22 protein-coding genes are annotated in these 24,677 nt (G+C 62.9%); 13 read left to right on the top strand and 9 right to left on the bottom strand.

Annotated elements, in window-relative coordinates; all coding sequences use genetic code 11:
* Positions 1-29: 29 nt before the first annotated feature.
* The 9 genes from selD to MU516_RS04760 form a co-directional block, all read right to left on the bottom strand.
* The gene (gene selD / locus MU516_RS04800; protein WP_260276066.1) at positions 30-1,085 is read right to left on the bottom strand and encodes a selenide, water dikinase SelD; all 1,056 of its coding nucleotides are present in this window, start codon (positions 1,083-1,085) and stop codon (positions 30-32) included.
* Positions 1,086-1,167: 82 nt separating this feature from the next.
* Positions 1,168-1,659 (bottom strand): MarR family winged helix-turn-helix transcriptional regulator, encoded by a 492-nt coding sequence (locus MU516_RS04795; RefSeq protein WP_260276065.1) that lies wholly within the window; start codon positions 1,657-1,659, stop codon positions 1,168-1,170.
* Between the two features lie 100 nt (positions 1,660-1,759).
* The gene (locus MU516_RS04790; RefSeq protein ID WP_260276064.1) at positions 1,760-3,070 is read right to left on the bottom strand and encodes a TRAP transporter large permease; all 1,311 of its coding nucleotides are present in this window, start codon (positions 3,068-3,070) and stop codon (positions 1,760-1,762) included.
* Positions 3,067-3,582 (bottom strand): TRAP transporter small permease, encoded by a 516-nt coding sequence (locus MU516_RS04785; protein ID WP_260276062.1) that lies wholly within the window; start codon positions 3,580-3,582, stop codon positions 3,067-3,069. Before MU516_RS04785 ends, MU516_RS04790 begins: the two co-directional genes overlap by 4 nt.
* The gene (locus tag MU516_RS04780; protein WP_260276061.1) at positions 3,579-4,586 is read right to left on the bottom strand and encodes a TRAP transporter substrate-binding protein; all 1,008 of its coding nucleotides are present in this window, start codon (positions 4,584-4,586) and stop codon (positions 3,579-3,581) included. Before MU516_RS04780 ends, MU516_RS04785 begins: the two co-directional genes overlap by 4 nt.
* Complete coding sequence (gene maiA / locus MU516_RS04775) at positions 4,583-5,254, bottom strand: maleylacetoacetate isomerase (protein WP_260276060.1); 672 nt, start codon at positions 5,252-5,254, stop codon at positions 4,583-4,585. The genes MU516_RS04780 and maiA overlap by 4 nt, the downstream gene beginning before the upstream one ends.
* A gap of 2 nt (positions 5,255-5,256) precedes the next feature.
* Complete coding sequence (gene fahA, locus MU516_RS04770; protein WP_260276059.1) at positions 5,257-6,468, bottom strand: fumarylacetoacetase; 1,212 nt, start codon at positions 6,466-6,468, stop codon at positions 5,257-5,259.
* Positions 6,469-6,876: 408 nt separating this feature from the next.
* Entirely contained in the window at positions 6,877-10,515 is a 3,639-nt protein-coding gene (locus MU516_RS04765; protein ID WP_260276058.1) for a vitamin B12-dependent ribonucleotide reductase, read from the bottom strand.
* Positions 10,516-11,071: 556 nt separating this feature from the next.
* The gene (locus MU516_RS04760) at positions 11,072-11,725 is read right to left on the bottom strand and encodes a GntR family transcriptional regulator (RefSeq protein WP_260276057.1); all 654 of its coding nucleotides are present in this window, start codon (positions 11,723-11,725) and stop codon (positions 11,072-11,074) included.
* A gap of 182 nt (positions 11,726-11,907) precedes the next feature.
* Here MU516_RS04760 and MU516_RS04755 point away from each other — a divergent pair, with 182 nt between their 5' ends.
* The 13 genes from MU516_RS04755 to MU516_RS04695 all read left to right on the top strand — a co-directional run bounded on the left by MU516_RS04755 (position 11,908) and on the right by MU516_RS04695 (position 24,610).
* Complete coding sequence (locus tag MU516_RS04755) at positions 11,908-13,344, top strand: YfcC family protein (RefSeq protein ID WP_260276056.1); 1,437 nt, start codon at positions 11,908-11,910, stop codon at positions 13,342-13,344.
* Positions 13,345-13,580: 236 nt separating this feature from the next.
* Positions 13,581-14,069, top strand: a complete 489-nt coding sequence (locus MU516_RS04750) for a peptidase associated/transthyretin-like domain-containing protein (protein ID WP_260276055.1) — start codon at positions 13,581-13,583, stop codon at positions 14,067-14,069.
* A 5-nt stretch (positions 14,070-14,074) separates the two neighbouring features.
* The gene (locus MU516_RS04745) at positions 14,075-14,677 is read left to right on the top strand and encodes a ferric reductase-like transmembrane domain-containing protein (RefSeq protein ID WP_260276054.1); all 603 of its coding nucleotides are present in this window, start codon (positions 14,075-14,077) and stop codon (positions 14,675-14,677) included.
* 583 nt (positions 14,678-15,260) lie between these two features.
* Positions 15,261-15,572, top strand: coding sequence for a hypothetical protein (locus tag MU516_RS04740; RefSeq protein WP_260276053.1), 312 nt, complete (start codon positions 15,261-15,263; stop codon positions 15,570-15,572).
* A gap of 64 nt (positions 15,573-15,636) precedes the next feature.
* Positions 15,637-16,305 (top strand): HAD family hydrolase, encoded by a 669-nt coding sequence (locus MU516_RS04735; protein WP_260276052.1) that lies wholly within the window; start codon positions 15,637-15,639, stop codon positions 16,303-16,305.
* Positions 16,302-17,261, top strand: a complete 960-nt coding sequence (locus MU516_RS04730; RefSeq protein WP_260276051.1) for a sugar-binding transcriptional regulator — start codon at positions 16,302-16,304, stop codon at positions 17,259-17,261. The genes MU516_RS04735 and MU516_RS04730 overlap by 4 nt, the downstream gene beginning before the upstream one ends.
* A gap of 161 nt (positions 17,262-17,422) precedes the next feature.
* Positions 17,423-18,745 (top strand): ABC transporter substrate-binding protein, encoded by a 1,323-nt coding sequence (locus tag MU516_RS04725; protein WP_260276049.1) that lies wholly within the window; start codon positions 17,423-17,425, stop codon positions 18,743-18,745.
* Between the two features lie 97 nt (positions 18,746-18,842).
* On the top strand, positions 18,843-19,712 hold the full coding sequence (locus MU516_RS04720; protein ID WP_209055149.1) for a carbohydrate ABC transporter permease: 870 nt from the start codon (positions 18,843-18,845) through the stop codon (positions 19,710-19,712).
* Positions 19,713-19,723: 11 nt separating this feature from the next.
* Entirely contained in the window at positions 19,724-20,548 is an 825-nt protein-coding gene (locus tag MU516_RS04715; RefSeq protein ID WP_209055148.1) for a carbohydrate ABC transporter permease, read from the top strand.
* Between the two features lie 11 nt (positions 20,549-20,559).
* Complete coding sequence (locus MU516_RS04710) at positions 20,560-21,564, top strand: ABC transporter ATP-binding protein (protein WP_260276048.1); 1,005 nt, start codon at positions 20,560-20,562, stop codon at positions 21,562-21,564.
* A gap of 131 nt (positions 21,565-21,695) precedes the next feature.
* Positions 21,696-23,162 carry a mannitol dehydrogenase family protein gene (locus tag MU516_RS04705; protein ID WP_260276047.1) on the top strand — a complete coding sequence of 489 codons (1,467 nt, stop codon included), beginning with the start codon at positions 21,696-21,698 and terminating at the stop codon, positions 23,160-23,162.
* Between the two features lie 140 nt (positions 23,163-23,302).
* Complete coding sequence (locus MU516_RS04700) at positions 23,303-24,040, top strand: cytochrome c biogenesis CcdA family protein (RefSeq protein ID WP_260276046.1); 738 nt, start codon at positions 23,303-23,305, stop codon at positions 24,038-24,040.
* 12 nt (positions 24,041-24,052) lie between these two features.
* Positions 24,053-24,610 carry a thioredoxin family protein gene (locus MU516_RS04695; RefSeq protein WP_260276045.1) on the top strand — a complete coding sequence of 186 codons (558 nt, stop codon included), beginning with the start codon at positions 24,053-24,055 and terminating at the stop codon, positions 24,608-24,610.
* Positions 24,611-24,677: the final 67 nt, after the last annotated feature.

The following is a 24,677-nucleotide window of genomic DNA, read 5'->3' as shown; positions in this document are numbered from 1 at the left end:
CTGCGCGTGCCGCCGGAAAACCGGAAGGATCAGCGCAGAACCAACCTGCCCGCGCCCTCGGCGGCCTCGCCTATCACGGCCGTCTCGGCAAATCCGTGATCGCGGAAGATCCGCAGAACCCGGTCCGCGGTTTCGGCGTCGCAGGCCACCAGAAGTCCGCCACTGGTCTGCGGGTCCGACAAAAGATCCCGGTCGATTTGCGAAAAATCGTCCGCCAGGACCACGTCACCACCATAGCTGGCCCAGTTCCGCCCCGATGCGCCGGTGACAAAGCCCTGTTCGGCCAGATCGCGTGCCCCCGACAGCAACGGCACGGCCGACCAGTCCACCCGAATTTCGCAGCCTGATCCGCGCGCCATTTCAAGCGCGTGGCCCGCCAGCCCGAACCCGGTTACATCGGTCATCGCATGAACGCCCGGCAACCCCGCCAGATCGGGGCCGGGCGTGTTCAGCCGCGTCGTCGCCGCGATCATCGCCTGATATCCCTCGGCGGGCAGCGCCTCTTTCTTCAACGCCGCCGAGAAGACCCCGACGCCAAGCGGCTTGCCAAGGATCAGCAGGTCGCCTGGTCGGGCGCCAGAGTTCCGCTTGACGTGATCGGGATGCACGATGCCCAGTGCCACCAAACCATAGATCGCCTCGACCGAGTCGATGGTATGCCCGCCGCCGATGGGAATGCCTGCATCGCGACAGGCCGCTGCCCCGCCCTCAAGGATGCGTGCGATCGTCTCGGACGACAGCGTGTTGATCGGCATGCCGACCAGCGACAGCGCCATGATCGGCGTGGCCCCCATCGCATAGACGTCGCTGATCGCGTTGGTCGCCGCGATCCGGCCAAAATCCAGCGGATCATCCACGATGGGCATGAAGAAATCGGTCGTGGCGACCAGCGCCTGTCCGTCGTTCAGGCGATAAACCGCCGCATCGTCCGAGGTCTCGATTCCCACCATCAGTTCCTCGGGGACCGGCAGCATCGCCGTGCCGCGCAGCAGCCCGGTCAGCACCCCGGGGGCAATCTTGCAGCCGCAGCCGCCACCATGAGAAAGCGATGTAAGCCGGGGCTCGCCGGCGCTTGCATGATCCATCGGAACTCTCCTTCTTTGGGCGGGCCGCCGAGAGGTTGATACGCGGCTCGCCGCCAGCCGGCAAGACTGGCGGCGCCCGCAATCAGTCGGTCGGCTCGGCAGTGCCCGGCCGTGGAAAGGCCGTGCCGCGACCCTCCTGGGGCGAGGTGACCCTGGCGATGGCGCGATCCAGCGCGGCGATGCCCTGCTGCAGTGCGTCGCGGTCGGCCACGGGCATCGCCTCGAGGATCTCGGCGGCCCGTGCCTCGACCCCGCCGAAGGCACGCTGGAATACCTGACGCCCTTCCTCGGTTACCGCATAGTTCCGCAGCCTGCGGTCCGATCCAAGCACCTCACGGGTGATCAGGCCCTTGGCTTCCAGCCGCGAGGCCGCGCGACTGACCTGCACCTTGTCCAGAGAGGTCCGTTGAGACAGTTGCAGCGAATTCAGCGTTCCGGCATCCTCCAGCAGGAACAGCAGCCGCCATTCCTCGCGCGTCAGGCCGTGTTCGCGACCGTAAACGGCGACAAGCTGGCGCGAAAATGCCTCGGCCACGACGGCGAGGCGATAGGGAAAGAACGTCTCGATACGCATGGCTGCCACCTTTCTGGGCGGATGACGTTACGGGTGCACCGGATGCCGTGCGGACGGCCGGAAAGCAAGTTCCCGAACGGCCCGGCGGGCTTCGGACCGGTCAGGTGGCCAGATACAACGACAGGACCGGCAGCATGATGATCAGCGCCAGACGCAGCAGGTCGGCCAGCCAGAACACATAGACACCCCGGAATATCGTCCCCAGCGTCACATCCGGCAGCACCGAACGCAGCACGAAGACATTCATGCCGATGGGCGGTGTGATCAGGCTGATCTCGGTCACCACCACGACGATGATCGCGAACCAGATCAGGACGGCATCGGGATCCTGCAGAATAGCGAGCCCGAAATCCAGATCCGAGACCAGCGGATAGAAGACCGGCACGGTCAGCAGGATCATCGACAGGCTTTCCAGAAAACAGCCCAGCACCATGTAGATCGCCACGATCACCAGCAACACCACCCAGGGCGACAGTCCCAGATCCGTCACGATGGCCGACAATGCATCGGGAAGCCCCGCGAATGTGACGAAATTGCTGAAGATTTCGGCCCCGATGATGATGGCGAAGATCATCGCCGAGGCGGTGGCGCTGTCCAGAAACGCCGTCCACAGCGCCCCGCGTGTCAGACCGCCTGTCGCAAACGCGATCAGCAGCGCGGCGGCGGCGCCCATCCCGGCAGCCTCGATCGGCGTGAAAAACCCGCCATAGATCCCGGCCATGATGAAGACGAACAGGGACAGGACGGCAACGACGCTGATCGCATCACGCCGTGTCATCGGGTGAACCTCGCCGACCTTCGGGGCCAGTTCCGGCTTCAGGCGGACCGCGACCATCACGGCCAGAAGATAGCCGATGATGCCCAGGATACCGGGGATGATCCCGGCAAGGAACAGCTTGCCAATATCAGCCTCGGTCAGAAGTCCGAAGATGATCAGCACGACCGACGGCGGGATCAGGATCCCCAGCGTGCCGCCCGCGGCAATCGCCCCGGTCGCCAGACTGTCGGAATAGCCAAAGCGCCGCATCGAGGGCATCGTCACCTTGGACATGGTCGCCGCGGTGGCCAGCGACGACCCGCAAACCGCCGAGAAGCCGCCGCAGGACAGGACCGTCGCCATCGCAAGCCCGCCGCGCATCCGGCCGAAGATCCGGTCCGCGGCCGAGAAAAGACCCTGCGCGATGCCCGACCCTGCCAGCACATTGCCCATGAAGATGAACAGCGGCACGACCGAGAGTGAATAGTTCAGCCCCGTTTCGAAGACCGCGTTGCCGACCATGGCCCCGGCAGGGCCCCAGCCCCGCAGCAGCGCGAATCCCGCGCCGCCGACGACCGCCATCGCAAACGCGATCGGGATTCGGATGAAGACCATCCCCAGCAGGATGGCGAAGGCAATCAGGGAAACGGTCATGCTGTCTCCTGCCGCAGGATCATCGCGATGGCCGAGGCGACGCAGCTGATCGACGCCAGAAACGCCAGCGGCGCCATCGGAATGGCCAGCGACGCGCTGCGCGCGCCGTCATGCATCTGGTCCAGGCCGATCAGCGCCAGCCGCCACGCGAAATAGACCAGAACCACCGCCGAAACACCTGCCGCCAATCGTCCCAGCAGGCGCTGGACCCGGCGCGGCAGCAGGTGCAGTGCCAGATCGACCTCGACATGGCCGCCATCGGCGCTGGTCAGCGGCAGCGCCGCGAAGACCAGCGCCGCCAGCAGGATCTGGGTCAGCTCATAGGCGCCGCCGAAGGGCCGGTTGAACAGATAGCGTCCCACGACATCGACGCAGGTCACGCCGATCAGCAGCAGGATCAGAACTGCCGATACGCCGGCCAGAACCCGATACCACCGCCTGTGGCGATGCGGGGGGCGTCCCGGCATCATCTCGGGTGCCGGGACGTCATTGCCATGTTCCTGCGCGGTCATTCCGCGACCGAGGTGCCGGTCATCTCGCGGAACCGGGCCAGCGCGGCGGCGCCGTCATAGCCGTCCCCCAGACTGTCGGACCATGCCTGTTCCAGCGTCGCCGCCGCGTCACGCAGCGGCGCGACGACTTCGGCGCTGGCCTGATAGAAATCGACCTTGTCGCCGATCTCGGCCTTGGCGGCGGTATCGGCATCGTTCCAGGCCTGCCCGACCCGTTCCGCGAATGCCTCGCCCGAAATCGCGTCGATGGCCGCGCGGTCCTCGTCGGAAATCCCGTTCCAGCGGTCTTCGTTGACCACGAAGAACCAGGTTGTGTTGTAGATGCCGCCGGGCACCGTCATCGAATACTTGATGTCATCGACCAGGTTGAAGGCAGTCATCGCCTCATAGGTAAAGGCCACCCCGTCGATTACGCCGCGCGACAGTTTTTCATAAACCTCGGGCGAGGACATGAACAACGGCGTGGCGCCAAGCGCAGACACCAGATCGGCGACATAGCCGCCCGGCACGCGGATCTTGAGGCCCTGCATGTCGCCGGGTGTCTCGATCTTGCGGACATTGTTGTGCAGCAGGCCCGGCCCGTGCATGAACAGGCCCAAAAGATGCGTGCCCTTGTGTTCCTCGGCCGCGTTCAGATCGGTGCCGTAGATCGACCAATAGGCCTTGGAGTTGCCGATGGCATCGTCGCCCAGAAAGCTGAACTGGCCCAGCTTGGCGCGGGTGAAGCGGTCGTCCTCGGTAAAGGAATGCAGACCGTAGGTGATGTCGGCGATGCCGTCGCGCGCCATGTCGAAATGTGCGGGCGGGCTGCCAAGCGGCTTGCCCATGATCCGCACCGTCACGCGGCCATCGGTGACCTTTTCGACCTCTTCGGCCCAGGGTTCAAACGCGTTGACGACGATGGGGTGTTTGGGCGGCAGCCACGAGGACATGATCAGTTCCTCGGCCAACACGGGTTGCGCGGCAAGCAGCAGACCGGCAAGGGCGAATTTCAGCGGTTTCATCGGCTCTCCTCCTGTGATGCCTTCGCCTGTCGCGAAGGGTCGGATCTGTCGGGATGTGCCCCGGCAAAGGCCGGCAGCGTGGCGCAGTGTTCCGCCACCGCCGCAATGCGCGGCAGGTGGTCGAAGCCGACGCCCCAGCGGGCGGCATTGTAAAGCTGCGGCATCAGCGTGCAGTCGGCAATCGACGCCGCGCCGCCGTGGCAGAACCGCCCGTCGAACTGCGGATGGTCCAGCATCGCCTCGACCGCGCGCAGTCCGCGTTCGATATTGGTACGATTCCAGTCGCTGCGTGCCCCGGCGCCTGCCAAAGCCTCGACCCGGCCAAGCACGGCCAGATTGGACAGCGGGTGGATCTCGCAGGCGATGGCAAGGGCGAGGGCCCGGACATGGGCACGCGCGGCAGGGTCAATTGGCAGCAGCGGTGGTTCGGGGCGGGTTTCGTCAAGATATTCCAGGATCGCCAGCGACTGGGTCAGCACCAGACCGTCGATCTGCAGAACCGGCACCAGGCCCTGCGGGTTGCGGGCCAGGTGATCGGCTGCGTGCTGTTGGCCGATGACCAGATCGACCGGGACCGCCGTATAGATGATGCCCTTCAGCCCCAGTGCGATCCGCACCCGGTAGGATGCCGAGGATCGCCAGTAGTCATGCAGGACGATATCAGTCATTGTCAGTCCGCCGGAAGGATCTTGCCGGTGCAGGGACCGAAACCAATGCGGTAACCGTCGCCTTGTGCGAATCCGTAGAGCCCGATCCGGTCGCCATCTTCGATGAAGGTTCGGTCGGCGCCATTGACCTTGACCGGAGACTTGCCGCCCTGCGTCATCTCCAGCAGCGCGCCGGTTTGATCTTGGGTGGGCCCCGAGATAGTGCCCGACCCCAGCAGGTCGCCAACCCGCATCGGACAGCCTGACTCGGTATGGTGGGCCAGTTGCTGGGCGCTGGAATAATACATCACGTTGTAGTTCGTCTCGCCCATCTTCTGGCCGTTCATGGTCCAGCCGACGGTCATGTCATAGAAGCCGGGACGTTCTTCACGCAGATAGGGCAGCAGGTCGTTGACCCGCGCCGCGCCTTCGCTTCGGAACGGCTCCAACGCGGCCTGGGTCACGATCCACGGGCTGATCGTCGTCCCCAGCGCCTTGGACTGGAACGGACCCAGCGGCTGATATTCCCACGCCTGGATGTCACGCGCCGACCAGTCGTTCAGCAGCACATAGCCGAAGATCATCTGCTCGGCCTCTTCGACGCTGACGCGCTGACCCATGGCACTGTCGGCGCCCACGATGGCGCCCAGTTCCAGTTCCAGATCCAGACGACGGCAGGCCGTCCATTCGGGACCGTTCTCGGCCTTCACCTGACCCATCGGACGACGGATATCGGTGCCCGAGACCACGACCGAGGATGCCCGGCCATTATAGCCTATGGGCATATGCGTCCATTGCGGCGGCAAGGCGTTCTCGGGACCGCGAAACAGCACGCCCACGTTGAAGGCATGGTTCTTCGAGGCGTAGAAATCCGTGAACTCTGTGACCCTGATCGGCATATGCAGCGTGGCCTTGTCCATCGGGACCAGCGGCACATCCTCGTCCGCGCCCTCTGCCAGCAGTTCGGTCAGCCGGGCACGAACCCGGTCCCATGCCGCCCGACCCAGCGCGATGAAATCGTTCAGCTGCGGTGCCCGAAAGGTGCCGCCCGCCTCAAGCAGGCCGCGCGCCTCGCACTCGGCCAAGTCAACGATCATGTCGCCGATCGCCACCCCGCAGCGCGGCCCCTGCCCGTCCGAGAACACGCCGAACGGCAGGTTCTGGATCGGAAAATCACATCCTTCATCGTTCGCAGCCGATACCCGGCTGCGCAATGGCTGTTCGACCATCGGCATCTGATGTCCCCTGTGTCTGCTTCAGGTCCTGCCGGGCACACGAACGGACGCGTGGCAGGCAATCCCTTTTCCTGATCTGCTTAACAGATTTCGTTTCAATTGCAACCATTATCGCGACGGCGTTATCGCACGCTCGGAAACAAGGAAAGGATGTGGCCTATCCCGTCGTCCGACGGTCCACACACAGGGTTCGGTGGTACGAAGGAACCGCGGAACGGGGTCGTCACCGCCGCGCTGTCCGCAAAAAAGTCACCCCCCGCGATTGCTGCCACAACGCGGGGGGCGGGATGTCAGGATGCGCGCCTCTTGCCGGGCGGCTGGCTGCTTCGATAGGCGCGCGGGTAGGAGGGAGCCCCGCGCCCTTCGCCTGACATAAACTCGGGGGCCGCCGCAGCGGCCCCGGCTAGATCAGCTGCACCCCGAGGTGCCGCCGCAGGTATTGCACTTCATGCAGGTGCCGTTGCGGACCAGCGTGTAGTTGCCGCATTCTCCGCAGGGATCTCCCTCGTAGCCCTGCATCCGTGCCTTGGTGCGGACATCCATCGCTGTGCTGGCGACCGAGGCGACCTGGTAGCTGGCCGCCGCATCGGACATGCCGCTGGCAACCGCCGATGACGATACGCCACCCTGCAGCACCATCAGTTCCTGCGGCAGGCGCTTGCGCAGGTAACCAGCGCTGCTGATCTGTTTCAGCATGGTCAAGGATTTCAGTTCGGACTGTTCGCTGACCGGCGCGACGTTCTGACCCTCTTCCTCGCCGCCGCCCATGTCGTCGAAACGCGCGCCTTCGGGCTTCACATGGGCCAGATCGGTGCGGTCCAGATAGCTGACGGCCAGTTCGCGGAACACATAGTCGAGGATCGAGGTCGCGTTCTTGATGCTGTCATTGCCCTGCACCATCCCGGCCGGTTCGAACCGCGTGAAGGTGAAGGCGTCCACGAACTCGTCCAGCGGCACCCCGTATTGCAGCCCGACCGAGACGGCGATGGCGAAGTTGTTCATCATCGCCCGGAAGCCCGCCCCTTCCTTGTGCATGTCGATGAAGATCTCGCCCAGCTTGCCGTCGTCATATTCGCCGGTGCGCAGATAGACCTTGTGTCCGCCGACGACCGCCTTCTGGGTGTAACCCTTTCGGCGCTGGGGCAGTTTTTCACGGTGGCTGCGCACAGCCTCCTTGACGATGATCTTTTCAACGATCTTCTCGGCGATGACGGCGGCCTTTTCCTGGGCGCTTCCGCTGGCAAGGATTTCCTCGGCTTCCTCATCATCTTCGACCAGCGCCGCGGCCAGCGGTTGCGACAGCTTCGATCCGTCGCGATACAGCGCGTTGGCCTTGATCCCCAGAGACCAGGACAATTCATAGGCTGCCAGCGCGTCGGCTATGGTGGCGCTGTTGGGCATGTTGATTGTCTTGCTGATCGCGCCCGAGATGAACGACTGCGCGGCGGCCATCATGCGGATATGGCTTTCGACCGACAGATACCGCGTGCCATTCTTTCCGCAGGGATTGGCGCAGTCGAAGACCGTCAGATGTTCGTCCTTCAGGAACGGCGCGCCTTCCAGCGTCATGGTGCCGCAGACATGGTCGTTGGCGGCATCGATCTGGGCGCGGGTAAAGCCCAGATGGCGCAGCAGATCGAAGGTTGGATCGTTCAGCTTGTCTGCGGGAATGCCCAGTGTCTGCTTGCAGAACTCTTCGCCCAGGGTCCACTGGTTGAAGACGAAGCGGATGTCGAACGCCGTGGCCAGGGCCGCCTCGACCTTCTCGATCTCGCGCGGGCCGAAACCGTGACCGGCCAGCGCCGTGTGGTTGATGCCCGGGCAGTTGCCCAGTGAGGCATGGCCCACCGCATAGGCGATGATTTCCTCGATCTGGGCGCTGCCGTAACCAAGCGTTTCCAGCGCCGCGGGCACCGACTGGTTGATGATCTTGAAGTAGCCGCCCCCCGCAAGCTTCTTGAACTTGACCAGTGCGAAATCGGGTTCGATCCCGGTCGTGTCGCAATCCATCACCAGACCGATCGTGCCCGTGGGCGCGATCACCGTGGCCTGCGCGTTGCGGAAACCGTGATCCTCGCCCAAGGTCAGCGCCTCGTCCCAGGCCTCGCGGGCGATGGCGACCAGACGCGCATCCGGGCAGTTATCGGCATCCAGTTCCACGGGGCGGACATTGATGCCGTTATAGTTGCCGATTCCGTGCGCGGCGGCGCGGTGGTTGCGGATCACCCGCAGCATGTGATCGGCGTTCTTGGCATAGCCCGGAAACGCGCCCAGTTCCGCCGCCATCTCGGCCGAGGTCGAATAGGCGACGCCGGTCATGATCGCGGTCAGCGCCCCGCACAGCGCGCGGCCCTGTTCACTGTCGTAACCAAGCCCCATGTTCATCAGCAGGCCGCCGATATTGGCATAGCCCAGTCCCAGCGTGCGGAAATCATAGCTGCGCTGCGCGATCTCCTTGCTGGGGAACTGCGCCATCAGCACGCTGATTTCCAGCGTGACGGTCCACAGCCTCGTGGCATGCACATAGCCGTCGGCGTCGAACTGATCGCCGGTCCAGAACTTCAGCAGGTTCATCGAGGCGAGGTTGCAGGCGGTATCGTCCAGGAACATGTACTCGCTGCACGGATTGCTGCCGCGGATCGGTCCGTCCGCCGGGCAGGTGTGCCAGGAATTCACCGTGTCGTGGAACTGGATGCCCGGATCGGCGCAGGCCCAGGCGGCGTGGCCGACCTGATCCCACAATTCGCGCGCGCTGACCGTTCTGGCGGTCTTGCCGTCGGTGCGACGCAGCAGTTCCCAGGGTTTGTCCTCGCGGACCGCCTCGAGGAACGCGTCGGTCACGCGAACCGAATTGTTCGAGTTCTGGCCCGAGACGCTGACATAGGCCTCGCTGTCCCAATCCGTGTCATAGGTCGGGAATTCGATGCTGTCGAAGCCCTGCCGTGCATATTGCAGCACGCGATTGATATAGGTTTCCGGGATCATCGCGCGCTTGGCGGCGCGGATCGCGGTTTTCAGCCCGGCATTGGTGGCCGGATCGGTGGCGTCGGCCATCTCGCCGTCCCAGGAGCGGATCGCGGCGAAGATCTCGTTCAGTTTTGCCTCGTGGGCCTTGGATCCGGCGACGAGGCTGGCAACCTTCTGTTCCTCGATGACCTTCCAGTTGATGAAGGCCTCGATATCAGGGTGATCCATGTCGCAGATCACCATCTTGGCCGCCCGGCGCGTGGTGCCGCCAGACTTGATCGCGCCCGCCGCGCGGTCGCCGATCTTCAGAAAACCCATCAGCCCGCTGGACTTGCCGCCGCCCGACAGGCTTTCGCCCTCGGCACGCAGGGACGAAAAGTTGGTGCCGGTGCCCGAGCCGTATTTGAACAGCCGCGCTTCACGGACCCACAGATCCATGATGCCGCCCTCGTTCACCAGATCGTCGCTGACCGACTGGATGAAGCAGGCATGCGGCTGGGGATGCTCGTAGGCGCTGTTGGACTTGACCAGCTTGCGGGATTTGTAATCGACGTAGAAATGCCCCTGCGACGGACCGTCGATGCCATAGGCCCAGTGCAGGCCGGTGTTGAACCATTGCGGGCTGTTCGGCGCCGCCATCTGGCGGGCCAGCATGTGGCGCATCTCGTCGTAATAGGCGCGGGCGTCTTCCTCTTTGGAAAAATATCCGCCCTTCCAGCCCCAGTAAGCCCAAGCGCCAGCCAGCCGGTCAAAGACCTGCCTTGCGCTGGTTTCACCGACATAGCGCTGATCTTCGGGCAGATCGGCCATCGCGTCCGTGTCCGCGACGCTGCGCCACAAGAATTCCGGCACGCCCTTTTCCTTGACGCGCTTCAGGGCCGCCGGAACGCCGGCCTTGCGGAAATATTTCTGCGCGATCACGTCGCTGGCAACCTGGGACCAGCCCTTCGGCACCTCGACATTCTCGTTGCGGAACACGATCTTGCCGTCGGGATTGCGGATCTCGCTGATCGTGGTGGTGAAGGCGATGTCCCCGTAGGCCCCGCCGTCTGCTGTCGTAAAGCGCCGTTCGATCTTCATGCCTGCCCTCTGGTCCTGATCTCTTTTGTCCCTCATCGGAAACTGGAACCGGACCAATAGTCGTCCACCCCCGGACCTGCGGCAGATGACGCAAGCCGGATGGTCAGGGACCACAGTCGTTGAAGTTCCAAATTCCCAGCCGTGCCGCGTCGGTGGTGGTCAGTGGCAGCTGCCACCATATCTTGTGCCGCTTTGGCCGTAGCACACAACCTGCCGCCTTCTTTCACTGCTTTCAACAGATTTTTTGCACGCGGCAGACAGTGTTTTCCGTTGACAGAAGCGTGGATGGACGCCGCGCAGATTCGCACACAGCAATGTCCGAACAGAGTTGTCAGATCAGGATACAGCTGGAAATTGCGTTTCGTTTACAAAGCAGTACGAATTTGTCTTCAGGGTTTTTCCACAGGGTTATCCCTGATTCATCCTCAGGTTGCGCACAGCTGATGCAAAGGCGCAACAGCGTGTCGAGCTTCGGGCGGCAAACATGCGCGGGCCGCGATCAAGGGCTGCGGGGGCATGTGTTCTTCCGATCCTCCCGACTCGAATGAGCCGTCGATCAGCTAGTGCCGACGCCCCACCAACGCAGCGTTTGCCCCAGATGACGTTCGATCTGTTCAACGGCTTCGGCTATATCGCCGTTCTGCAACGCGGTAATGATATCCAGATGTTCCTGCATGGCGGGAACGACGCGATCGGGCAAAAAGCTGCGCGCGTTCTGGATGACGGTGATTCGGTTGCGATTGGACTGATAGGCCTGACGCAGGAACGGATTATCCAGGCCTGTCGCCATGAAATCATGCAGCGACAGATCGGTCGCAAGCGCCCGAACGGACAGATCAGATGCAGGCTGCGAGCGCGCCTCTTCCAGCAAACGCTCGTGATTGTCGCGCAGTTGCGCCAGTTCCTGCCGGCCTGCTGACAGAAGACGACGCACCCCCTCTTTCTCAAGCACGGCGCGCATGTCCATGCAGGCCCGGGTTATCTCGGGCCCCGCATCCATGATCATCACCCCGCGTTTCGGCAGGATGGTCAGCAGCGATTGTTCCTCTGCGCGCTTCACCGCCTCGCGGGTCGAGGCGATGGGAAAGTCCAGAATCGCGGAAAGGCCCGGCATTGTCAGGAATTCACTGCTGCGGACCCTGCCCGCTTTCAGCGCACGCAGCAGCGCCGTAAATGCCTGTTCCGATTGCAGTTCCCGCGCCACATCCATGAGCCACCCTTTCGATACGCGTTGATAGACTTTCAAGAATCCCTAGCGAAACCATTCTGGAAACGCGCATAGTCAGAAGACTGACCTATCATGTAACATTTTACTAGAAATAAAACAAAGAATGCCAGGTTCAACCGGCATCAGAAACAGGTCCAACTCGGCAAGACGACAGGGAGAAGTACATGTCGGACACGACCCACGAATCAACCGATGACAAGGCGTCGCGCGGTTTCCGCATGCCTCATATCTACGTCATCCTTTTCGTCTTCACCGCCATCGCCGCGCTGCTGACCCATGTGATCCCCGCCGGGATGTATGACCGGATCACGCTGCCGAACGGTCGGGTCGCGGTGGACCCGGACACGTTCCGCTATGTCGAGGCCGCGCCGGTCGGGCTTGAACAGTTCATGATGGCGGTGCCGCGCGGGCTGATGGATGCGGCCCAGGTGGTGTTCTTCACCCTGATCATCGGCGGCATGTTCATGGTGATCCGCCGCACCGGGATCATCGATGTCGCGGTGGACAAGCTGACCCGTCGCTTTGCGGGCCGCAGCGTGCTGATGATCCCGGTACTGATGACTACCTTTGCGGTCATCGCGACGCTGATCGGCACACAGGAACTGGCGCTGGTCTATGTGCCGGTGATCCTGCCCCTTATGATCGCGCTGCGCTTTGATTCGGTCGTCGCAGTCGGCACTGCGCTGCTGGCGACGACGGCAGGGTTCACGGCCGGTGTGCTGAACCCGATCAATACCGGGCTGGGCCAGACCATCGCGCAGTTGCCGCTGTATTCGGGCTTTGGGCTGCGCGCATTGCTGTTGATCTGCCTGACCGTCGCTGCCATCGCCTATCTGATGCGCTATGCGTTGAAGGTTCGCGCCAATCCCGAACTCAGCCTGATGGCGGACGACGCGAAAGAGGCCGAAAAGCGGCGAGTCTATGTCCATGACGACGAAGCCGACGCGATGCGGTTTTCGCCCCGCCAGAAATGGGCAGGCATCGCGACGATCGGCTTTTTCGCGATCATGGTCTGGGGTGTGCTGACGCGTGGCTGGTTCATGACCGAGATGGCAGGTCTGTTCGTCATCATGGGCATCTCGGTCGGACTGATCGCGGGGCTCACGACGACCCGGATCTGCGACGCCTTCAACGAAGGATTTCAGGACGTGCTGGTCGGCGCGATCATCGTCGGTCTGGCGCGCGCCGTTGCTGTGATGCTGGAACAGGGCCAGGTCATGGACACGTTGGTTCACGGCCTTGGAAACCTTGTGGGCGGCCTGCCGTCCACCTTCTCGGCGCTGGGGATGTTCGCCTCGCAGTTCGGGTTCAACTTCGTGGTACCGTCGGGCAGTGGTCAGGCGCTGGTGACGATGCCGATCATGGCGCCCCTGTCGGATCTGATCGGGGTCACGCGGCAAAGTTCGGTTCTGGCCTATCAGCTGGGTGACGGGCTTTCGAACATCTTCTTCCCGACCTCGGGCTATTTCATGGCGACCCTGGCGCTGGCCGGTGTCAGCTGGGATCGCTGGGTGCGCTTCTTCCTGCCGCTGCTGGGAATCTGGGTCGCGATCGCATCCATCTTCCTGATCTATGCCCAGTTGGTTGGCTGGATCGGCTGACCGGACCTCCCTTCCGGCGCGCGGGGTCTTGAACCGCCCTGCGCCTGATCCACGACCTGCGGCCGCGCCACCATGGTGGCGCGGCCGCGAATGTTCATCGTCTATGGTGTTTGCAAGTCCTCGTGAGTTCGGCCCACAGGCCTTTGGCGCGCGCCCCTTTCGCGGTAGGATCATGTCCGAAGACGGGCGGCGGATAAGGCCGTCGTCCAGAATTTTGCACGCAGGAGGAAATGACGATGACCGATATCGTGCATGATCGCCGGACCCTGATCGCTGGCGGCACCGCCCTGCTGATTGCCGGCGCGACCGGTTTGACCGTCCCAGCCAGAGCGCAGGGCGTGGCTCCGACCGCCTCGATGCGCGGAGGCGCCAACAACTATCTTCCCGGCGCCCCGATCGTGGAGCGCATCGGCGGCGGCGGCTTCTGGATGACCGGGACTGTACGGCGCGCGGGCGATGGCGCACCGCTTGCAGGTCAGCGCATCCAGATCTGGGCGCACACCACCGAGGGGCACGAACGCGATCCGCACAGTCACGGCGCGACGCTGACCGACGCGGATGGCGTGTTCCGGCTCGAGATGCCGCAGATCGTCCCGGCCTTTGGCCAGCCTCATGGCCATCTTGCCTATGACAGCGGAGATTTCGCGACCGTGTTCCTGCGCCCGGTGATGAGCAGCGCGCGCGACACGTCGCTGGAAGCTCATTTCGTGCTTCAGCAGGCCTGAACCGCTTGAGCCTTGGATCGATCCGCGCGGTCCTGACATGGATCTGCATCGCGCTGCTGATCTCCGTGCCGATCGTGATCGCGGCCCAAAGCCCGCTTCTGGCGTGGCGGAGACCTGTCTATATCGTGGCCGGTTTTGCGGGAATCGTCGGAATGGCGTTTCTGCTGCTGCAACCGATGCTGGCGGCGTCGATGCTTCCCGGATTGGGCGGCAGCCGCGGTCGCAGCCTGCACAGGCTCGTTGGGGCCGGTTTGCTGGTGGCGGTAATCATTCATGTCGCGGGTCTATGGATCACCAGCCCGCCCGACGTCATTGATGCGTTGCTGTTCACATCCCCGACCCCCTTTTCGGTGTGGGGCGTCATCGCGATGTGGGCGCTGTTCGTCACGACCTTTGTCGCGTTGTTTCACCGCAAGCTGCCGGGGTGGCGCAGGATTCATCTAAGCCTGGCGATCGCCATCATGACCGGCAGCATCGTTCATGCGATGCTGATCGAGGGCACCATGGAGCCGACGTCAAAGGCTATGCTTTGCGCAGCGGTGTTCCTGGCGACGTTCATCGGGATCTTTGGGGCACGGCGCGCCCGCCGATCATGGCTGCGTCGCTAAGGCGCGATGCATACCGTTCTGACCGTTTCCCGAAACCTTGGGGAGCATCTGAAACATCAGGCCGGACCACGCTTGCCGGACATGCTGCCGCCTGTGATCATCAAAGCCGCTTCCTTGATCTACAATTAGAGGTTGCAAGGAGGGCGGCGCTTGTATTAGCCAGACCTTCGCCCGATTGGATATCAAAGTCGGATGCCGCCGGGCGCGATCCCACTCGGCCGAATATATATACACGACGTCGGATATGCGATAAGCTTGCAAATAGTTGAAATTCACACCGAGGCTGCCATCCTACCAGGGATTAACGCACAGGCTTTCGGGCTATCATGTCGCGTCGGTCAGCCTCGTTGATGCGCAGGAAGGCTGTGTTTCCGGAATGATCCTCGCTCCCGCACTGATTGTTGCCGTCATATTCGGCCTTGTCGGCGCGGTTGCATGCCTGATCGCAGGATACGGGATCAGGGCTTCGCTTGTCGCGTATTGGCTGTCAGGGAATCTGGGACTTATGGCTATCATGATGCCATCGCTTCTGTCTCTGGGGCCAAGTGCCGGAGAGGCTGACAGAGTTCGAAAGCCTCGGGTCGTGTTTCGTGCCCTTTGGGCGGCGGCATGGATTTCTTTGGGTTTGGCACTGATCGCCTGGCAACAGTTTCATCCGGATCTGCAGGGCAATACGGTGGTCCCGCATGACGTCGCCGCGGTGTTCAACATCGCGCCGCTGGGGGACGGACTCGTGATTGCCGATGACCAGGACGGAAAATTCATGGGCGCGATCATGTCGGTCGCGGCGTGGCTTGGTCAGTTGCCGATTTGGCTGCTTGGGCTGCTGGCCTATCTTTACGGGCTGACCCGGTTCTTCCTGACCGCCGCGAACCGTCTGACAGCTTCCGATTAGACTCCACAATGTTGCGCCGCCGCTGCGCCCGTCTATGCTGCGCCAACCGGGCAGGAGGAGCGGATTGCAGCTGGATCTGGTCATATTCGATTGCGACGGCGTAATCGCCGATAGCGAGGTTCTGTCGGCAACGGTGCTGATCGAACAGCTTGCGGCTTTGGTCATAGATGTCAGCCCTGGTTATGTCCGCCAGTATTTCCTGGGCCGCAGCTTTCCGACGGTCGCCGGGATGATACGCGATCGGTTTCGACGCCCGCTTCCGGATGATTTCGAAGCCCAGTATCGCCGCCGCCTGCTGGAACGCTATGAAACCGAACTGCACCCCACCCCCGGACTTCTGCCAATCCTGTCATCCCTGACCGTGCCCGTCTGCATCGCCAGTTCGTCCTCACCGCCGCGGGTTGCACGGACGCTGCAGATCCTTGGACTGGCCGGACGTTTTGGTGGCAATGTCTTCACCGCAAGCCAGGTCGCGCTTGGCAAGCCTGCGCCCGACCTGTTCCTGTTCGCGGCAGACAGCATGGGCGTATCGCCGGCCCGCGCGCTGGTGGTCGAGGACAGCCGCCCGGGCATCGACGCGGGGCTGGCGGCAGGAATGCGGGTGCTTCACTTTACTGGCGGATCGCATCTGCGGGGCGCGTCCGATCCGGTTGCCGATGTCCGGTCCTTTGACAACTGGTCGGAATTCCCGCAACTCTTGCTGGATCTTGGACAGGGGGCAGAACAGCCGTGAATTCTGGGCGCTTCACACCCGAGGCGTCGCGTCTGGACGATGCGGCGCGGGCGGGCTGGTTGTACTATGTCGCCGGCAACACGCAGGACGAGATCGCGCGCAAGCTGGGCGTCAGCCGCCAGTCCGCTCAGCGCCTGGTGGCTATGGCCGTCAGCGAAAAGCTGATCAAGGTGCGGATGGATCACCCCATCGCCCACTGCATGGACCTTGCCCGCGCGCTGTCCGACAGGTTTGAACTGAAAGTCTGCGAGGTTGTTCCGTCTGATCCCGACGCGCCCGATCTGCTGACCGGCGTCGCGATCGCCGCCGCGGCAGAACTCGAGAAGACGCTGAAATCGCCGGATCAGAAAATCATCAGCCTGGGCACCGGTCGGGCCCTGAAGGCAACCGTCGAACAGCTGCCGCGCATGGCCTGCCCGCAGCATATCGTGGTGTCGCGGTTGGGAAACATGATGCAGGATGGCTCGGCCTCGCCCTATAACGCGACGATCCGGCTGGCCGAACGGATCGGCGCACCGCATTTCCCCTATCCGCTGCCGGTTCTGGCCCAGGACGCCGAGGAACTGGCCGCGATGCAGCAACAGAAGGCCGTCGAGAACACCATCGCCCTGTGCCAGCGCGCCGATCTGTCGCTGGTCGGAATCGGACAGATGGACCGCAGCGCGCCGATGTTCGTGGACGGCTTCGCAAGCAGCGCCGAAATGGATCAACTGGCCGCGGCCGGCGCCGCGGGCGAGATCACAAGCTGGGTCTATGACCGCCAAGGCCGAGTGATGGACTGCGCGTTCAACGCCCGCGTGGCCTCGGCCCCGCTGCCGCGCGCCGCCGAACGTCCGGTGATCGCGGTCGCGACGGGCGAAGCGAAGCTGCCGGCGATTCGGGCGGCGCTGGCCGGAAAGCTGGTCAACGGGCTGATTACCTCGGAAGCAACTGCCTCAAAGCTTTTAAACGCATAAATTGTGCAACTTCACGAATTCTGTGCGACAATCAACGCCAATGCTGCCCGGAACACCTTCCAGATAAGGCGCTGCAGGGTTCGGCATTGACATGTGCCACTGAATGCGTGAGTATTTGCCCATCGACGTGGCAATTGCCCACGCCGCCAAGGGAGGACATCATGAACAGGACTATCCGCGCCCTGATGGGCGCGACCGCGCTGTGCGCCACCGCCGGAATCGCCGCTGCTCAGGACACCACGTTGACCGTCGCGACCGTGAACAACGGCGACATGATCCGTATGCAGGGCCTGACCAGCGACTTTACCGAGAAGCATCCCGATATCACCGTCGAATGGGTCACGCTGGAAGAAAACATCCTTCGCGAGCGGGTCACGACCGACATCGCCACGCAGGGTGGCCAATACGACGTGCTGACCATCGGGACCTACGAGGTTCCGATCTGGGCCAAGCAGCAATGGCTGGTTCCGCTGGACGGCCTGCCCGACGACTACGACGCAGACGACCTGCTGCCTGCGGTCAGCGAAGCGCTGTCCGTCGACGGGACTCTGTACGCGGCGCCGTTCTACGGCGAATCCGCGATGGTCATGTATCGCACCGATCTGGCCGAGGCCGCCGGGATCACCATGCCCGAAAGCCCGACCTGGGCCGATATCAAGGCCGCGGCCGAGGCGATGACCGACAAGGACAACGAAGTCTATGGCATCTGCCTGCGCGGCAAGCCGGGCTGGGGCGAGAACATGGCGTTCCTGACCGCAATGGCCAACAGCTATGGCGCGCGCTGGTTCGACATGGACTGGAAACCCCAGTTCGACAGCCAGGAATGGAATGCGGCGCTGACCGACTATCTGGACCTGATGACGAATTACGGTCCTCCGGGCGCCTCTTCGAACGGTTTCAACGAAAATCTGTCGCTGTTCCAGCAGGGCAAATGCGGCATGTGGATCGACGCCACCGTTGCCGCCAGCTTCGTGACCGACCCGGAAAACTCGACCGTGGCCGACAAGGTCAGCTTCGCTCAGTTCCCTAACAAGGAGGGCATGGACAACCACGGCAACTGGCTGTGGGCGTGGAGCCTTGCGATCCCGGCGTCGTCGCAAAAGCAGGATGCTGCCAAGCAGTTCATCGCCTGGGCGACCTCGAAGGGCTACACCGAACTGGTGGCCAGCAAGGATGGCTGGCGTGCGGCCCCTCCGGGCACCCGCACATCGCTTTATGAGAACCCGGACTATCAAAGCGAAGCACCCTTCGCGGCAATGACCCTGCAGGCCATCAATGCGGCCAACACGCAGAAATCCTCGGTGCAGGACATCCCCTATACCGGCGGTCAGTTCGTGGCGATCCCCGAATTCCAGGGCATCGGCACTGCGGTCGGGCAGCAGTTCTCGGCGGCTCTGGCAGGTCAGATGTCGGCTGAAGATGCGCTGAGCGCGGCTCAGGCCAACACCACGCGCGAAATGACGCGCGCGGGCTACATCAAGTAAGTCACGCGACCGCGTCGCCCGGTATTGTCCGGGCGACGCCCTACGGGGAAAGCGCGCGGGCCGGAAGCCCCGCCGCTGTCGGAGGAGGACACACGCCATGGCGACCCGCCAAACCGCGAGCCTTGCGCGGCTGATGCGCGCACCTGCAATCATTCTGCTGCTGATCTGGATGCTGATCCCGCTGGGGATGACGCTTTACTATTCGTTTCTCAATTACAACCTGCTGAACCCGGCGAACACAAGCTGGGCGGGCTGGTTCAACTATCAGTATTTTTACACCGACCCGGCTTTTTTCGAGGCGATCTGGAACACCATCGTCCTGGTGATGGGCGTGCTGTTGATCACCGTCTGCGGCGGCATCGCGATCGCCATGCTGATCGACAAGCCGATCTTCGGACAGGGCATCGTGCGGATCCTTGTGATCAGCCCATTCTTCGTCATGCCGCCGGTCGCCGCGCTGATCTGGAAGAACATGATCATGCATCCCAGCTATGGCGTCTTCGCGGACATCGCCAAGTTTTTCGGCGCCTCGCCGGTGGACTGGTTCGCCACCTATCCGCTGCTGTCGATCATCATCATCGTGGCCTGGCAGTGGCTGCCCTTCGCGACGCTGATCCTGCTGACCTCGCTGCAATCGCTTGACGGCGAACAGATGGAGGCAGCCGAGATGGATGGTGCACCCGCCATCAGCCGCTTCATCTATCTGACCCTGCCGCACATGGCCCGCGCAATCACCGTGGTGGTCCTGATCCAGACCATCTTCCTTCTGGGAATCTATGCGGAAATCCTTGTGACCACCAATGGCGGGCCGGGCTACGCCTCGACCAACCTGACCTTCCTGATCTATCGCGCCGCGCGACTGAACTTCGATATCGGTGGTGCAGCCGCTGGTGGCATCATCGCGGTCATCCTGGCCAACTTCGTCGCCATCTTCCTGATGCGCGCCGTCGGCAAGAACCTGGACTGAGGAGGTCGGACATGGCACGCGCAATCTCTCGCAACAGCAAGATCGGGTGGACCGTCGCCGCATGGCTCGTGGCGCTGATCATCTTCTTCCCGATCCTCTATACCATCATTACAAGCCTCAAGACCGAACAGGAGGCGATCGCCGGTTTCGACCTGATCCCGTCATTCTCGTTCTCCAGCTACGAGACGGTCCAGAACCAGAACAACTATTTCCGGCCGTTCATGAACTCGGTTGTCATCGCCGTGGGGTCCACCCTGCTGGCGCTGATCGTCGCGATCCCGGCCGCCTGGGCCATGGCATTCTCGCCCACCAAGCGGACCAAGGACATCCTGATGTGGATGCTGTCCACCAAGATGATGCCCGCCGTCGCGGTGCTGGTGCCGATCTACCTGATCTTCCTTCGCACCGGGCTGATGGATACCCGCACCGGTCTGGTCATCATCCTGATGCTGATGAACCTGCCGATCGTCATCTGGATGCTATACACCTATTTCCGTGAAATTCCGGGCGAAATCCTGGAAGCCGCGCGGATGGACGGTGCGACGCTGCGCGACGAGATCCTGTATATCCTGACCCCGATGGCCGTGCCCGGCATCGCCTCGACCATGCTCTTGAACATCATTCTGGCATGGAACGAAGCGTTCTGGACGATCCAGCTGACCACGACAAACGCGGCGCCGCTATCTGCGTTCATCGCATCCTTCAGCAGCCCGCAGGGTCTGTTCTGGGCAAAGCTGTCGGCGGCATCCACCATGGCCATCGCGCCGATCCTGATCCTTGGCTGGTTCAGCCAGAAGCAACTTGTCCGCGGCCTGACCTTCGGCGCGGTTAAATAAGGAGAACCACGATGGGACGTATTACCCTTGAAGGCGTGGCCAAGCGTTTCGGCGATGTCGAAGTCATCCCGCCCCTGAACCTGGATATCGAAGACGGCGAGTTCGTGGTCTTCGTGGGCCCGTCGGGCTGTGGTAAATCCACCCTGCTACGGCTGATCGCGGGATTGGAGGATGTCAGCGACGGGCGCATCCTCATCGACGGGCAGGATGCCACCGACGAATCCCCGGCCAAGCGTGGCCTGGCGATGGTGTTCCAAAGCTATGCGCTGTATCCGCACATGTCGGTCAGAAAGAACATCGCCTTCCCGATGAAGATGGCCAAGGTGCCGCAGGATGAACAGAACCGCCGCATCGATGCCGCGGCCAAAGCGCTGAACCTGACCGATTATCTGGAACGCCGCCCCGGCCAGTTATCGGGCGGTCAGCGGCAGCGCGTGGCGATCGGCCGGGCCATCGTGCGCGAACCCTCGGCCTTCCTGTTCGACGAACCGCTGTCCAACCTGGATGCCGCGCTGCGCGTGGGCATGCGGCTGGAAATCAGCGAACTGCACAACCGTCTTGAAACCACGATGATCTACGTCACCCACGACCAGGTTGAGGCGATGACCATGGCCGACAAGATCGTCGTTCTTCACGCTGGCCGGATCGAGCAGGTGGGATCGCCGCTGGAACTGTATCTGCGCCCCAAGAACGCCTTCGTCGCCGGGTTCATCGGCAGTCCCAAGATGAACCTGTTTTCGGGCGAGACAGCAGCGGAATACGGCGCCGCGACCATCGGCGTGCGCCCCGAACATATCGGCGTCTCGACCGAGGGCGGAAAATGGAAAGGCCGCGTCGGCGTCAGCGAGCATCTGGGGTCCGACACGTTCCTCTACGTCGAGGACACCGGGCTGGCCGAGACGATCACCGTCCGTTCTGACGGTGAGGTTCGCCTGCGCCACGGTGACACCGTCTGGCTGACCCCGAACGAGGACAAGATCCACAAGTTCGACCAGAGCGGCGATCGCATCGACTGATCTTTCCTCAACCGCAGTCGGAGGCCCTCAGACAAGGTGATCCGGCTGCGGTTTCCGGACCCGCCGCCTCGCCGCACAGCAGAACCGATCCGCGCCGGACCGGCGTGACATACCCGATGAAAGGTCCAGACATGGCCATCGCCCTGACGACTTCCGCACTGAACGATCTGCCCGCCACGGTCGATCGTCCCGGCTATGACCGGGCCGGTCTGAAGCCCGGCATCCTGCATGTCGGCGTGGGCAATTTCCATCGCGCCCACATGGCCTGGTATCTGGATCAGCTTTTCGAGGCGGGCGAAGGGCATGACTGGGCGCTGGTCGGCGCCGGTGTCAGACCCGGCGATGCAGCGATGCGCGACCGGCTGGCCGCGCAGGACTGGCTGACGACCGTGGTCGAGCTGGATCCCAATGGTCTGAGCGCCCGCGTCATCGGTTCGATGATCGACTTCGTCGAGGTCGATCCCGCCAAGGTCATCGATGCGATGGCCGATCCCGCGATCCGCATCGTATCGCTGACCATCACCGAGGGCGGGTACTACGTCGATGCAAAGACCGACGGTTTCGACGCCGCGCATCCCGACATGGCCCATGACGCAACCCATCCCGACGCGCCGCGCAGCGTGTTCGGCATGATCCTGGCCGCGATGCGCAAGCGTCGCGCGGCGGGGCACGATCCCTTCACCGTCATGTCCTGCGACAACCTGCCGGAAAACGGCCATGTCTGCGCGCGGACGGTGACCGAACTGGCCCAGCTTTCCGATCCCGCGCTGGCCGAATGGATCCGCCAGAACATCGCCTTTCCGAACTCCATGGTGGACTGCATCACGCCCGCGACCTCTGACCGTGAGCGGGCGCTGGTGCGCGACAGGTTCGGGATCACCGATGCGGTGCCGGTGGTATGCGAGCCGTTCCGCCAATGGGTGCTGGAAGACAATTTCCCGCAGGGCCGCCCGCAGCTGGAAAAGGTCGGAGCCGAATTCGTCGCAGATGTCAGCAAGCACGAATTGATGAAGCTGCGCATCCTGAATGGCGGCCACGCAGCCATCGCCTACCCCTCGGCGCTGCTGGGGCACCATTTCGTGCACGACGCCATGGCCGATCCGCAGATCGAGGCGTGGCTGCGCGCGCTGGAATCGCGCGAGATCGTTCCGACCCTGACGCCGATCGACGGTGTGAATTACGCCGATTATCTGGAACTGATCGTCAGCCGCTTCGCCAATCCCGAGATCGGCGACACGATCCCGCGCCTGTGCCTGGACGGATCGAACCGGCAGCCGAAATTCATCCTTCCGACGCTGGCCGACGCGCTGCGTCATGATTTCCCCATCGACGGGTTGGCCCAGGAGGTCGCCTTCTGGTGCCGCTATTGCGAACGCACCGATGAGGCCGGCAACGAGATCGCGCCGAACGACGACAACAGCGACGCCTTGCGGGAGTTCGCGCTGGCCTCGCGCAAGGATCCGCTGGCCTTCCTGTCGAACCGCACCGTGTTCGGGCCGCTGGCCGACAATCCCCGCTTTCAAGAGGCGTTCACCCGCAAATTGAAGCTGGTTCAGGAACAGGGCGTGGCGGCGGCGATCAAGGCATATCTGGGCTGATTGCGACGCACCGACCTGAAGACGAACGCAGATCGACGTCGCACAGGACCATAAAAACACGGACAACCCCTTCACATATTCGCATTCATGATTGACTGTTATCCCTCGTCAAACGACGATGCGCGTGAAGGGGGATCGACATGCTTGAGATCGGCTATTGGGGCGCTGCCGTCGCGGGCATCCTGTCTTTTCTGTCGCCGTGCATCCTGCCGATGGTGCCGTTCTACCTGTCCTACATGGCCGGTATCTCGATGGCGGAACTGCGCGGGGATGGCCGGATCGCGCCGGGCGCACAGCGCCGCCTGATCGGGTCCTCCATTGCCTTCGCATTGGGGGTGACGTCCATCTTCGTGCTGCTGGGACTGGGCGCAACCGCCCTTGGCCAGGTCTTTGCGCAATGGAAGCAGCCGCTGTCCTATGTGGCGGCAGCAATTCTGTTCGTGTTCGGGCTGCATTTTCTGGGCGTCATCCGCATCCCGTTCCTGTACCGCGAGGCGCGGCTGGACGGCCCGGCGAAACCCTCCAGCATGCTTGGCGCCTATGTCATGGGTCTTGCCTTCGGCTTCGGCTGGACACCCTGCGTGGGACCGGCGCTGACGGCGATCCTGCTGGTCGCGTCCGGCACCGGCGATCTGCTGCGCGGCGGCACATTGCTGCTGGTTTACGGGCTTGCGATGACGCTGCCCTTCGTTCTGGCGGCGTTCTTCGCCCGCCCCTTCCTTGCCTGGGCCAATCGCAACCGCAGATATCTGGGCTATGTGGAAAAGGTGATGGGCGTCATGCTGATCCTGTTCGCCGTTCTCATCGCCACGAACACCGTCAACCTGATCGCCGACTGGATGATCCGCAATTTTGACTGGTCCGCGACCATCACCTGAGGAGGCACCAAGATGAGCTTTATCCGCATCACCCTGCTGGCGCTGTCGCTGGCCCTGCCCGTCCAGGCCGCCACGATCGGCGATGACGGGCTGCACAAGGAACCCTGGCTGCGCGAGACTTTCAAGGATCTGCGCGAGGATCTGGCCGAAGCCAATTCCGAAGGCAAGCGCCTGATGATCCTGATCGAACAGCGCGGCTGCATCTATTGCAAGAAGATGCATGAAGAGGTGTTTTCCGACCCCGAGATCGCGCAGGACATCACCGACAACTATTTCGTCATCCAGATCAACATGTTCGGTGATGTCGCAGTCACCGATTTCGACGGCACCGAACTGCCCGAGAAGGAAATGGTGAACCGCTGGGGCGCGATGTTCACGCCGACGATGATCTTCCTGCCCGAAGAGGTGCCCGAAGGCCAGACCGCCGCGCAGGCTGCGGTGGCCACCATGCCGGGTGCCTTCGGCAAGGGAACCACCGCGGCGCTTCTGGAATGGGTCCGCGACCACGGCTATGAGAACGGCGAGAACTTCCAGAAATATGTGGCCGAAAAGGTGAATGCCGCCGAATAGTCGAGGACTGCGGCTGCGCCTGAGGCGCGTCGGGACGAAGCCAGTGTATCCAGACGTTACCTTGGCC

The organism is Paracoccus maritimus (genome assembly GCF_025195095.1).
Classification (GTDB): domain Bacteria; phylum Pseudomonadota; class Alphaproteobacteria; order Rhodobacterales; family Rhodobacteraceae; genus Paracoccus; species Paracoccus maritimus.
Note: the sequence above shows the minus strand (reverse complement) of the source record. Positions and strands in the feature narration are given on the sequence as shown.

Excerpts from the sequence above, each read along its gene's own strand:
- selD (WP_260276066.1), bottom strand. The coding sequence starts at position 1,085 with ATGGATCATGCAAGCGCCGGCGAGCCCCGGCTTACATCGCTTTCTCAT.
- MU516_RS04795 (WP_260276065.1), bottom strand. The coding sequence starts at position 1,659 with ATGCGTATCGAGACGTTCTTTCCCTATCGCCTCGCCGTCGTGGCCGAG.
- MU516_RS04790 (WP_260276064.1), bottom strand. The coding sequence starts at position 3,070 with ATGACCGTTTCCCTGATTGCCTTCGCCATCCTGCTGGGGATGGTCTTC.
- MU516_RS04785 (WP_260276062.1), bottom strand. The coding sequence starts at position 3,582 with ATGACCGCGCAGGAACATGGCAATGACGTCCCGGCACCCGAGATGATG.
- MU516_RS04780 (WP_260276061.1), bottom strand. The coding sequence starts at position 4,586 with ATGAAACCGCTGAAATTCGCCCTTGCCGGTCTGCTGCTTGCCGCGCAA.
- maiA (WP_260276060.1), bottom strand. The coding sequence starts at position 5,254 with ATGACTGATATCGTCCTGCATGACTACTGGCGATCCTCGGCATCCTAC.
- fahA (WP_260276059.1), bottom strand. The coding sequence starts at position 6,468 with ATGCCGATGGTCGAACAGCCATTGCGCAGCCGGGTATCGGCTGCGAAC.
- MU516_RS04765 (WP_260276058.1), bottom strand. The coding sequence starts at position 10,515 with ATGAAGATCGAACGGCGCTTTACGACAGCAGACGGCGGGGCCTACGGG.
- MU516_RS04760 (WP_260276057.1), bottom strand. The coding sequence starts at position 11,725 with ATGGATGTGGCGCGGGAACTGCAATCGGAACAGGCATTTACGGCGCTG.
- MU516_RS04755 (WP_260276056.1), top strand. The coding sequence starts at position 11,908 with ATGTCGGACACGACCCACGAATCAACCGATGACAAGGCGTCGCGCGGT.
- MU516_RS04750 (WP_260276055.1), top strand. The coding sequence starts at position 13,581 with ATGACCGATATCGTGCATGATCGCCGGACCCTGATCGCTGGCGGCACC.
- MU516_RS04725 (WP_260276049.1), top strand. The coding sequence starts at position 17,423 with ATGAACAGGACTATCCGCGCCCTGATGGGCGCGACCGCGCTGTGCGCC.
- MU516_RS04720 (WP_209055149.1), top strand. The coding sequence starts at position 18,843 with ATGGCGACCCGCCAAACCGCGAGCCTTGCGCGGCTGATGCGCGCACCT.
- MU516_RS04715 (WP_209055148.1), top strand. The coding sequence starts at position 19,724 with ATGGCACGCGCAATCTCTCGCAACAGCAAGATCGGGTGGACCGTCGCC.
- MU516_RS04710 (WP_260276048.1), top strand. The coding sequence starts at position 20,560 with ATGGGACGTATTACCCTTGAAGGCGTGGCCAAGCGTTTCGGCGATGTC.
- MU516_RS04705 (WP_260276047.1), top strand. The coding sequence starts at position 21,696 with ATGGCCATCGCCCTGACGACTTCCGCACTGAACGATCTGCCCGCCACG.
- MU516_RS04700 (WP_260276046.1), top strand. The coding sequence starts at position 23,303 with ATGCTTGAGATCGGCTATTGGGGCGCTGCCGTCGCGGGCATCCTGTCT.
- MU516_RS04695 (WP_260276045.1), top strand. The coding sequence starts at position 24,053 with ATGAGCTTTATCCGCATCACCCTGCTGGCGCTGTCGCTGGCCCTGCCC.